At 42.3% G+C, this 11,807-nt stretch carries 9 protein-coding genes; 4 read left to right on the plus strand and 5 right to left on the minus strand.

The features are described from left to right. The first annotated feature begins 30 nt into the window (after nucleotides 1-30). On the plus strand, nucleotides 31-990 hold the full coding sequence (locus tag F0361_RS12505) for a lytic transglycosylase domain-containing protein (RefSeq protein ID WP_154918924.1): 960 nt from the start codon (nucleotides 31-33) through the stop codon (nucleotides 988-990). Nucleotides 991-1,003: 13 nt separating this feature from the next. Here F0361_RS12505 and F0361_RS12510 read toward each other — a convergent pair whose 3' ends face one another. Then, complete coding sequence (locus F0361_RS12510; protein ID WP_154918925.1) at nucleotides 1,004-1,519, minus strand: DUF2892 domain-containing protein; 516 nt, start codon at nucleotides 1,517-1,519, stop codon at nucleotides 1,004-1,006. A gap of 245 nt (nucleotides 1,520-1,764) precedes the next feature. On the opposite strand from F0361_RS12510, the gene rpmH reads away from it, so the two are divergent. After that, nucleotides 1,765-1,926 carry a 50S ribosomal protein L34 gene (gene rpmH, locus F0361_RS12515; protein WP_084696363.1) on the plus strand — a complete coding sequence of 54 codons (162 nt, stop codon included), beginning with the start codon at nucleotides 1,765-1,767 and terminating at the stop codon, nucleotides 1,924-1,926. Nucleotides 1,927-2,029: 103 nt separating this feature from the next. After that, complete coding sequence (gene carB / locus F0361_RS12520; RefSeq protein WP_154918926.1) at nucleotides 2,030-4,882, plus strand: carbamoyl-phosphate synthase large subunit; 2,853 nt, start codon at nucleotides 2,030-2,032, stop codon at nucleotides 4,880-4,882. A 69-nt stretch (nucleotides 4,883-4,951) separates the two neighbouring features. Here the strand turns inward: carB and F0361_RS12525 are convergent, their stop codons facing one another. The 4 genes from F0361_RS12525 to gndA form a co-directional block, all read right to left on the minus strand. Continuing rightward, nucleotides 4,952-6,466: an NADP-dependent isocitrate dehydrogenase gene (locus F0361_RS12525; protein WP_154918927.1), complete on the minus strand. Its 1,515-nt coding sequence runs from the start codon at nucleotides 6,464-6,466 to the stop codon at nucleotides 4,952-4,954. Between the two features lie 190 nt (nucleotides 6,467-6,656). Continuing rightward, nucleotides 6,657-8,186 carry a M20/M25/M40 family metallo-hydrolase gene (locus tag F0361_RS12530; protein WP_154918928.1) on the minus strand — a complete coding sequence of 510 codons (1,530 nt, stop codon included), beginning with the start codon at nucleotides 8,184-8,186 and terminating at the stop codon, nucleotides 6,657-6,659. 174 nt (nucleotides 8,187-8,360) lie between these two features. Then, nucleotides 8,361-8,702, minus strand: a complete 342-nt coding sequence (locus F0361_RS12535; RefSeq protein ID WP_154918929.1) for a ribose-5-phosphate isomerase — start codon at nucleotides 8,700-8,702, stop codon at nucleotides 8,361-8,363. Nucleotides 8,703-8,717: 15 nt separating this feature from the next. Next, the gene (gndA, locus tag F0361_RS12540) at nucleotides 8,718-10,130 is read right to left on the minus strand and encodes an NADP-dependent phosphogluconate dehydrogenase (protein ID WP_154918930.1); all 1,413 of its coding nucleotides are present in this window, start codon (nucleotides 10,128-10,130) and stop codon (nucleotides 8,718-8,720) included. A gap of 132 nt (nucleotides 10,131-10,262) precedes the next feature. On the opposite strand from gndA, the gene zwf reads away from it, so the two are divergent. Further along, complete coding sequence (zwf, locus tag F0361_RS12545) at nucleotides 10,263-11,798, plus strand: glucose-6-phosphate dehydrogenase (RefSeq protein ID WP_246160884.1); 1,536 nt, start codon at nucleotides 10,263-10,265, stop codon at nucleotides 11,796-11,798. The last annotated feature ends 9 nt before the right edge of the window (nucleotides 11,799-11,807 follow it).

Consider the following 11,807-nt stretch of genomic DNA (forward strand, 5'->3'; position numbering starts at 1 on the left):
CCTTTGAGTATCTCTAAACCCTCTATGGCTATGAAAGTTTTAAAAAATATTCTCATGTTTTGCGGTGTGCTTTTTATTGTTGGCACCTTGGTCTTTGCAACGAAATCCACCGAGTTTTCAAATAACGACCCGAAAAAAGTGGTTGCCAATGATTCTATTGAAAAGAACGTTGCGTCTGAGTACCGCATTTCATCTATTGATATCCCCCAAGATTTAAATTTCGCGGGCGAAATTGTTCCCCAGGAAGATCCGGAGATTATGGAGCGTATAGATCGTGAATTTTTGGTGAATACTTATTGGCAATCGAACGCGCTATTATTGATGAAGCGTGCCCATAAATATTTTCCTGTTATCGAACCCATTCTGGCCAAAAATGGCATCCCTGACGATTTTAAGTATTTGGCCGTTGCCGAAAGCGGACTCACCAATGTCGTTTCGCCTGCCGGAGCTACCGGTTTTTGGCAGATCATGCGGGAGACAGGAAGGGAATATGGGCTGGAAATCAATTCCAACGTGGACGAAAGGTACCATTTAGAAAAATCCACCGAAGTAGCCTGCAAATATTTAAACAGATGGAAGGATAAATATGGCAGTTGGTCCTTGACAGCGGCGGCCTACAATGCAGGTCCAGGTTCTATCAATAAGTATATGGGAATCCAGCAAGTTGATAACTACTGGGATTTATTATTGGGCGATGAAACAGGAAGGTACGTATTTAGAATCCTTGCCATTAAGGAAATACTTTCCAATCCCGAAAAATATGGATTTCATTTGGAAAAAGACGACTATTATACCGCAGTACCCACTTTTACCGTGGAAATCGACGAACCCGTTGCCAGCTTTGCCGATTTTGCCCAGCAATATGAAATCAATTACAAAATTTTAAAAAGACATAATCCTTGGCTACGGGAACCGCATCTTAATAATAGTTCACGTAAAAAGTACGCTATTGAAATCCCAAATAAGGGATATTATAAGGAAACAAAGTAATTAAGGAACGCTTTTAGATTTTCTTCATTTGTTGCTGCATCATTCGGATCTGTTCGGTGAGCATATTGTTCTTGTCCAATTTTTTGGCCTCGTTCAACAAGGTGGTAGCCTCCCTTTTTCTGCGTTTTTGCATGGAGATACCGGCAAGGCTCAGTTTTGCCATGGCAACGTCATAATCCATTGTGAGACCTAGTTTCAGAGCTCTTCTAAAATATTTCTCGGCCTGGGTCAGGTTGGTTTGGGAGTGGATAATCCCATGAAGATAGTTATAGTAGCCTTGCTGTTTTTTTATTAAGGCACTTTCTGGATTTTTGATTTTGGAAAGCCATTTTTCGGTTCCGGCAAGATCTTGTTTCCGCATCCTTAAAAAGGCCAATAGGATAATTTCGTTCCTAAAATACAGGAAGATGAAAATGAGCGAGAGAAGAATCAAGAAAATTCCGTTACCTATATTTCCCTCTATAAATTGGTATATGGCATACGCAATGATAAGCCCGGCAATGACAAGTTTTATGTTTTTATTGAACATCTTTAAATATGATTTAAATAAATTGGGTTTGCCTATAATTTAGAATTGATCAAGAACAATAAACCCATGGAATTTGATTCGGGCAAAATTAGGGAAAACCTAGCTTTTTGAAAGAATGGATTTATTAAAATATTTTTTTCGATACCTCTTGCCAAAGACAAAACTCTTTGTATATTTGCACCCGGTTTTACCTATCCATTAGTAGGAATTCAAACGATAACATTCAGCGATTAAAAATATAGGCGATGAGTAAGAGAACATTTCAACCATCTAAGAGAAAGAGAAAAAATAAGCACGGATTCCGTGAGCGTATGGCGTCGGTCAATGGAAGAAAGGTTCTTGCCAGAAGAAGGGCAAAAGGTAGAAAAAAACTAACCGTATCCTCTGAGCCACGACACAAAAAGTAATGACTTGTAGATAACTTTTAAAAAAAGGTGCTGCTTCTTTAAGTTCAGCACCTTTTTTTTGACCTAATTTTGAAAATTTAGATAACGAGAAACTAGTATTGGAATGCCTAAAAGAAAAGATTTAAATTCAATTTTGATTATTGGTTCAGGGCCAATTATTATTGGTCAGGCTTGTGAGTTCGATTATGCGGGAAGTCAGTCCCTCCGTTCCTTAAGGGAGGACGGTATAGAGACAATTTTGATCAATAGTAACCCGGCCACTATTATGACCGATCCTTCCATGGCGGATCATGTCTACTTGAAACCCTTGACCACAAAATCGATTGTTGAAATCTTAAAGGCACATCCACAAATCGATGCCGTACTGCCCACCATGGGAGGTCAGACTGCACTAAACCTTTGTATAGAGGCCGATAAAAAAGGTATCTGGGAAGATTTTGGCGTAGAGCTTATTGGGGTAGATATCGATGCAATAAATATTACGGAGGATCGTGAAAAGTTCCGCGAACTGATGTTGAAAATCGGTGTTGGGATGGCGCCACAGGCTACCGCAACTTCTTTCTTAAAGGGAAAGGAAATCGCTCAGGAATTCGGTTTTCCCTTGGTTATCAGGGCCTCCTACACCTTGGGCGGGGCAGGAGCTTCCATCGTTTACAGGCCCGAGGATTTTGACGCTTTGTTGAGTCACGGGTTGGAAATTTCCCCTATACATGAAGTAATGATAGACAAGGCCTTAATGGGCTGGAAGGAATATGAATTGGAGCTGTTGCGGGACAAGAATGACAATGTGGTCATCATCTGTACCATTGAAAATATGGATCCCATGGGAATCCATACAGGTGATTCCATCACCGTAGCACCCGCTATGACCTTATCCGATAGGACCTTCCAAAGAATGCGGGATATGGCGATTAAAATGATGCGCAGTATCGGCGATTTCGAGGGCGGTTGTAATGTTCAGTTTGCCGTGAGTCCGGATGAAAAGGAAGATATCATAGCCATTGAAATCAACCCTAGGGTTTCCAGATCATCGGCCTTGGCTTCAAAAGCAACCGGGTATCCCATTGCAAAGGTCGCCACGAAATTGGCCATTGGCTATAGCTTGGACGAATTGGAGAATCAGATTACCAAATCCACATCGGCCTTGTTCGAACCTACCTTGGATTATGTGATCGTAAAGATACCCCGTTGGAATTTTGATAAATTTGAGGGGTCTGACCGTACCTTGGGACTTCAAATGAAATCCGTTGGGGAGGTTATGGGAATTGGGCGTTCTTTCCAAGAAGCTTTACATAAAGCAACGCAATCCCTTGAAATTAAGCGAAATGGCTTAGGTGCGGATGGGAAAGGATATAAGGATTATGACCAAATCATCAGCAAGCTTACCATACCTAGTTGGGACAGGGTATTCGTCATCTATGATGCCATTCAGATGGGCATTCCACTGAGCAGGATCCATGATATAACCAAAATAGATATGTGGTTCCTGAAGCAGTACGAGGAGTTATATCAACTGGAAAAAGAGATATCAAAATATACCATTGCGACCCTATCCAAAGAACTTTTATTGGAAGCCAAGCAAAAAGGTTTTGCGGATAGGCAGATTGCCCATATGCTGGATTGCTACGAAAGTGAGGTCTACAACAAGCGTACCGAGCTGAATGTTAATAGGGTATACAAACTGGTGGATACCTGTGCGGCAGAGTTCAAGGCGATGACGCCGTATTACTATTCGACCTTTGAGGAGGAGATCGAAAAGCCGGATGGTACACGGTACGTGGAGAATGACAGCGTAGTGACCGATAGAAAGAAAATCGTGGTTCTCGGCTCGGGACCCAACCGGATAGGGCAGGGGATAGAGTTCGATTATTGCTGCGTGCACGGGGTTTTGGCGGCGGCGGAATGTGGTTACGAGACCATTATGATCAACTGTAATCCGGAAACCGTTTCCACTGATTTCGATACGGCCGATAAACTCTATTTTGAACCTGTTTTCTGGGAACATATCTACGATATCATCCGCCATGAAAATCCGGAAGGGGTGATCGTTCAGTTGGGTGGCCAGACAGCATTGAAACTGGCCGAGAAACTTTCCAAATACGGCATTAAGATTATTGGTACTAGTTTTGAATCCTTGGATTTGGCCGAGGACAGGGGAAGCTTTTCAGATCTTTTAAAAAAGAACGATATTCCATATCCTAGGTTTGGGGTAGCGGAAACGGCCGAGGAAGCGTTGACACTTGCAGATGAACTGGATTTTCCCTTGTTGGTACGCCCTTCCTACGTGTTGGGTGGACAAGGCATGAAAATCGTCATTAATAAGGAAGAATTGGAAGCCCATGTGGTGGACCTACTTCGGAAAATCCCGAACAACAAACTGTTACTGGACCATTATCTGGATGGAGCCATTGAAGCGGAGGCAGATGCCATTTGTGATGGCAAGGATGTTTACATCATCGGTATTATGGAACATATCGAACCTTGTGGGATTCACTCGGGCGATTCCAATGCGACCTTGCCACCGTTTAACCTTGGGGAGTTTGTAATGCAACAGATTAAGGACCATACCAAAAAGATTGCTTTGGCCTTAAATACGGTCGGTCTTATTAACATACAATTTGCGATCAAGGACGATATCGTGTATATCATTGAGGCGAATCCACGGGCTTCCAGAACGGTGCCGTTTATCGCAAAAGCTTACAAGGAACCGTATGTGAACTATGCGACCAAGGTGATGTTGGGCGAAAAGAAAATAAAGGATTTTGATTTTAAACCGCATCTGGAAGGGTATGCCATCAAGCAACCTGTGTTCTCATTCAACAAGTTCCCGAATGTGAATAAAAACTTAGGGCCCGAAATGAAGAGTACCGGCGAAAGCATCCTGTTCATTGATAGCTTAAAAGATGACGAGTTCTATAACTTGTATGCGAGAAGGAAGATGTATTTGAGCAAATAAAATACGTTAAAAGCCAAAATACAATAACCCATACCCGAAAAGGTATGGGTTTTTCTTTAGTACAACCATTTACTCACCTTGTCCCAAGGAGAAACCGCGTTGTCCATCAAATTCATACAGGTTTTCCGTTTTTATTACGTCATATCCATTTTGATACAATTTGGACAAGAGGGCAATAACCTGTTCATATTCCACGGCCATATATTGAGGTTCCTTGGTTTCAATAGTAGAGGAATTTGAGACGAAGCGACACCTCCAGTGATCCGTGCAATACGTTTCTTTCAATCCCTCGGGGAACACTTTGACGCCTCTATTGGTAATCATTTTTAGCTTTAGATTGTGTGATTTGACCCTCATAAGTCCCCCTCCAATCATTTCTGGGTCTTCTCCTTTCCAATCGATAAAAACATCAACACCCACAAGTTGTTTCGTTGCTTCTTTTCTTTTGTAATTGGGGATCTCTATTTTGCCCGTACCTTTGGCCAACGTGCTAACAGGCAGGTTTTTGGGAGTTTTTCCAAGGCGTTCGATGACGGCATCCGCGAAGGCTTCGGTACCCACCTTCTTTTTGCTGATGTTGCCCTGGAATATGTCGGCCGTATGAATCCCGTCCTCTAAGGTGGTCAACCAAGCATTTTTGATTGTATCGGCCACTTCGGTCTGCCCGATATGGGCCAACATCAGAATCGCGGCATTCAATAATCCGGATGGATTGGCAATCTTTAGACCGGCAATATCGGGGGCAGATCCATGAATCGCTTCGAACATCGCTACTTTTCCTCCAATATTTGCAGAACCCGCCATCCCAACGGAGCCGGCAGTTTCGGCCACAATATCCGAAATGATATCCCCGTAAAGGTTGGAGGTAACAATGACATCGTATTCCTCTGGTACGGTAGCTAATTTTGCAGATCCTATATCGATAATTTGGGAATTGCTTTCAATTTCAGGATATTTCGCGGCAATTTCCTTAAAAACGGTATGAAACAGTCCGTCAGTGAGTTTCATGATATTGTCCTTGACCATACAGGTCACCTTTTTTCTGTTGTATGCTTTCGCATATTCAAAGGCATACCGTACGATTTTCTCACAGCCTGGCCTAGTAATCAGTTTTAGGCACTGCACAACATCATCCGTTTGTTTGTGTTCTATGCCTGCATAAAGGTCCTCTTCGTTTTCTCGAATAACCACAATGTCCATATTTGGAAAATGGGTCTTTACATAGGGATGTAGGGCACTCACGGGCCTAACATTGGCAAAAAGCCCTAATGACTTTCGCAACGTAACGTTCAAACTTTTATAACCTTTGCCCTGAGGCGTGGTAATGGGAGCCTTGAGTATGACACTATTTTTGGAAATGGCTTCCCATGCCTTTTCGTCTATTCCAGCACTGTTGCCGGACAGATAGACTTGTTCGCCAATTTCGATGGATTCCGTTTCTATGTTTGCTTTCGCAGCCTTTAAAATTCTCAAAACGGCCTTCATGATTTCCGGGCCAATTCCATCACCTTCTGCGATGACTATTTTGGTCGTTTGGCTTTGTTGTATTTTTTTCTCGGGCGCTACTGCTGGACTGTTTCTCATCTTTGTCGATTTTGTTTCCAACAAAGATCTTAAAACTAAATCATAAATTTTTATTTATATTTAATATAATAAACATTAAAATATTTTATAAATAATAATGATACTTTATAGCCTCCTTGGTATTGAGAATTCTGACTACCCAAAGGTTTGTTTTTAAAAGGAAGTATGCCTGATACTATCTGAAGTCCATTTATAACCTTTCATTTAGGATGGCTATCATCGTTTGTATTCCCTCCCGGTAATTTCCTAATCTTAGGTTTTCATTAGGGCTGTGCTGATTGTTGTCCCTGTTTACGGTAGGGACTGTAACTGCAGGAATGCCCAAAGTGTTGACGAAGGGCGAGATAGGAATGGATCCCCCGCTCATACGGATGCGTATGGGTGTTTCTCCAAAGGCATTTTCAAGTGCACGCGTAAGCCATAGGCCTACTTCGGAATCAAAATCGGTTCGAAAGGATTGGTATGAAATTTCATGGGTTAGGGTAGCGATTTTTGGATGTTCCAACCGTTCTTCCTTGGTCGGTTCCCGATCAATGACCACATATCCTTGGGATTTAATATGATCTTTGATCAATCTAATCAATCGTTCTGGGTCCGACTCCAATACCAGTCTCACATCCAATTCCGCTACCGCGCGATCCGGAACAATTGTTCTAACTTTCTCATAGACCCATCCAGATTGCATCCCCCTAATATTCAATGATGGGTACTGAATGGCCTCCTGATAATAAGTTCCCACTTTATCCGTCTCCGCTATTTGTAGCCTTTCCATAATTTGTTCTTCGTTATCGGGTACGGCTCTTAGTATTTTTTCCGTTGTTTCATCGATTTGGATACCCTCATAAAACCCATCGATTGTTACTCGCCCTTCCTCATCTTTCATGGATGCCAGTAATCTGGAAAGTCGTAGTGCCGGATTCGGCGCATAATTTCCAAAATGCCCACTATGCTGGGGGACAACCGGACCGTATGTGGTTAGTTGCAGGGTGGCAATTCCCCTGGCCCCAAATGTCAAGGTAGGTCTATTGGTGATATGTCTTGGGCCATCGAAAATAATTAGCATATCCGCAGAAAGTAGGTCTTTGTTCCGGATTACAGCATCTGGAAGCTGCGGGGAACCCAGCTCTTCCTCAAAATCCATAATGACCTTAATATTGTAGTTGGGGGTAATTTCATTTTCACTGGTAGCATCCAGTGCCGTTAAGAACATGGAAACCGGACCTTTTGCATCACTCGCAGAACGCGCGAACACGCGCCAATCATCATGATAATCCTTGACAGATTCCCAAGAAATGGGAACCCAATCTCCTGAATTGTTCAATTTTTTTAGTGTTGGAATATATGGACTCTGCTGAAACCATTTTGTGGAATCCACAGGTTGTCCGTCAACCTGTAAGTAGATAAGAACGGTTTTTTTGGCATTTTTATATTTCCTTTCGGCAAGTAATAAGGGAACAGTTGTGGTCTCCAATCTTTGTGTTGAAAACCCTCTATTACCGAAAGCTTTCTCACACCATTGTACGTTTTTTTCTATGTCTTCCTTGAAAAATGCATCGTTGGGAATACTCAAAAGCTCCCTTAACATTGGAAAGGAAGCTATAGTATATTGATGGGCCAGTTCCTTAATTTGGTCCCTTTGCAGTTTTTGACCGAATTGCTTCTTTGGGATTAGGAAAAAAACTAGAATAAAAAGTGTGGTGGTGCGAACTAACTTGAACATTTGGTTATTTTTTACGAAAAATACGTAAAATGTAGTTCTTATGTGCGTATTCACTTGGAGCTTATAAATCAATATACAGCTGCCAAATCAAACACGTTCTTCCGAATATGACTGGAAAACGGCTTACAAATGAAAGGGAAATTCGGTGAAACATGTTAACGAACCTTTTCAAATTCAATTGAACCAAACCGCATACCTTTTCCGACGTAATTCCAAGGCTAGCATACGTTCCATCTTTAGGGCTTCTTCCTTTGTAGCAATAGGTTTTATGTGGTTATAAAGGCTTCCACGTAGATATAGTCCATATTTTTTTACGATAGTGGAAGAAATATCTACGCCCTTTTTACTTAAAACACCGTTTTTATGCTGTTCAAAGCGCTCCTTGGGAGTTTTACTGGTCATTCCTACATACAGGCATTCCAAAACCCCATTGAACTGAGGGTTTGCTTCCCGAAACTTTCTATGTTCCGTAAAAACCTTTTTATGCAGTTCTACTACGTAGATACTATAGGGCATATTCAACAGAGCGCATTATTCCTTTTCCCATTCTGTATGATAAATTCCCTCCCTGTCCAATCGCTCGTAAGTGTGCGACCCAAAATAATCCCTTTGGGCCTGTATCAGGTTCAGGGGCAGTCTACTGGATGTATAGGCGTCAAAATAGGTGAGGGAATTGGAAAGTCCGGGTAACGGAATCCCATTTTTGGCTCCGTAAGCGACCAGTTCCCTAGCAGAATCTACCGTGACCTGTACCTTTTCGACGAAAGTTGGAGACATTAAAAGATTTGGCAACAAGGTATTGGCTTCAAAAGCTTCCGAAACATCCGCCAAAAGTCCGGCCCTTATGATACATCCGGCACGCCATATTTTGGCAATTTCTGCAATATTCAAATCGTAACCGTACTCTTTGGACGCATCTGCCAATTGATGTAATCCCTGGGAATAGGTGATAATAAAGGAAAAGTACAGGGATTCTTCCGCCAATTTTTCCATGGTGGCCTTATCCATTTTTTCCACCTTGGGTCGGTCGTACAGCCTATCGGCCTCGATTCGCTCGTCCTTTAGAGCCGAAATTTCGCGCATACTTACAGCAATATCTATGGATGGAACGGGTATACCCAAATCCATTGCGTTCTGGCTGGTCCATTTGCCCGTTCCTTTTTGCTTCGCCTTGTCCAGGATTTGATCGACCAAACGTCCTTCGGCCAAATCGTCCTCCTGCTCAAAGATTTCTGAGGTAATCTCCACTAAAAAGGACTGCAATCGACCTTTGTTCCAAGCATCAAAGGTTTTGTGAAGTTCATCATTGTTGTAATCAGCTCCCTTTTTTAGTATATCATAGATTTCCGAAGTTAACTGCATCAGGCCATATTCTATACCATTATGCACCATTTTCACATAGTTCCCGGCCGATTTGGGTCCCAAATACGCTACGCAAGGTTCCCCTTGATATTTTGCTGCAACTGCCTCAAAAATCGGTTTTACATGCTGATAGGCTTCCCTGTTTCCACCTGGCATGATGCTTGGACCTTTACGGGCTCCCTTGGCGCCACCAGAAACGCCGGCACCAAAGAAATTGATGCCTTTTTTGGCTAGGTAAGCTTCCCGTCGATCTGTATCGGTGTAAAAGGAGTTTCCTCCATCAATGATCAAATCGCCCTCATCCAAATTGGGTAGAAGGGATTCAATTACCATATCTACGATTTTACCTGCAGGCACCAGCAGCATAATTTTTCTAGGGGTAGAAAGTGCTTCCAAGAAGGTTTTGCTATCGGTTGACGCATTTACTTTGCTTGTATCCCCACCTTCCTTAATAAGGGCATTTACCTTCTCCGGGTCCAAATCATTGCCATAAGCCGTAAATCCGTTGTCCGATACGTTCAAAATAAAATTACGGCCCATTACACCAAGCCCCACCATGCCAAAATCATATTTCATATCCATAAAATGTTATTTCCTGATAACTCCTTTATTTCAAAAGTAAGTGAAAAATATCTATAATTCCCTGCATATTCAAACCAACTCATTGGTATTGGCAATGGTTTTCGATACTTTTAGGCTTCAAATAAAAAATTGATGAAGAGGAAAACGGAAAATCAAATGTTGGTCATTTTTGGTGCTTCTGGGGATCTGACCGCAAGGAAATTGGTGCCGGCATTGTACAGCCTTTACGCTGAAGACCAATTGCCCGAGCATTTTGTTGTGTTGGGAACGAGCAGAAGTGATATGACAGATGCGGATTTTCGAAACCAAGTTGTACTAGAAAGCGACTATTTAAAGGAAAAGCTGAAATATTTTGACGAAGCCAAAACCAAGAAGTTTGCGGAAATGTTTTTCTATCAAGACCTTGGTGAATCCTATGATGTGGATTATGCCTCTTTGAGAGAACGGGTAGGCCAATTGAACGATGAAAAGAGAACACAGGGTAATATTATGTATTATTTATCCACTCCTCCAAGGCTTTACGAAACCATTGCCAAAAACTTGGCGGAGGCTGGCCTTAGCACTCAAAACAATGGATGGAAGCGTTTGATAGTCGAGAAACCCTTTGGTTATAGTCTGGAGACCGCCAAAGCTTTGAACCAAGGGCTTCAGGAGCATTTTAAGGAATCCCAGATTTATCGTATAGACCATTATTTGGGAAAGGAAACGGTGCAAAACCTATTAGTGACCCGTTTTGCCAATAGTATTTTTGAACCTTTATGGAACAGGAACTATATAAAACATGTAGAAATTACAAATGCAGAAAGTGTGGGCGTTGAAAAGCGCGGCGGTTATTACGATAAATCAGGGGCACTTAGGGATATGTTCCAAAACCATTTACTTCAAATAGTATCCCTTATCGTCATGGAACCGCCAATAGGGGACGAGCCGGAGGAAATTAGGGATGAGAAGGTAAAGGCATTGAAATCCCTAAGGATTATGCGAGATGAAAAGACTTTGCATGATAATACCATCCGTGCCCAATATATGGCATCAGATATTCAAGGAAAAATAGTAAAGGGCTACAGGGAAGAGGAGGACGTTGACGCAGAATCCACCACGGAGACCTTTGCCGCCATTAAATTTTTTGTGGACAATTGGCGCTGGAAGGACGTTCCTTTTTATGTACGTACCGCTAAGAGAATGCCTACCAAAGTTACCGAAGTGGTCATACATTTTAAGAGTCCACACCATCAGATATTTAAAGAATCAGGTATTCAGAACAAGGACAATAAATTGATTATCAGGATACAACCTGATGAAGGTATCTTAATAAAATTTGGTGTCAAGGTACCGGGACAAGGATTTAAAGTAGAACGTGCCAACCTTGACTTCTATTATTCCAGTTTGATGGAGGCGCATGTAATGGAGGCCTATGAACGTTTACTTTTAGACGCTATGCAAGGCGATGCTACCCTGTATGCCCGGGCAGACGAGGTGGAGGCCGCATGGGAATTCGTGGATCCTATTTTGGACTATTGGCAAAATGGTAAGGACGTGCGGATGTACGGCTACCCCTCCGGTACTTGGGGCCCAAGAAATTCTGATGAATTGATTGAAGGGGAGGGGTATTGGAGAAATCCAGGAGAGAACCTTACGGACGATGAGAACTATTGTGTTCTTTGTTAAACAACTACA

Source organism: Maribacter flavus, assembly GCF_008386635.1.
GTDB lineage: Bacteria > Bacteroidota > Bacteroidia > Flavobacteriales > Flavobacteriaceae > Maribacter > Maribacter flavus.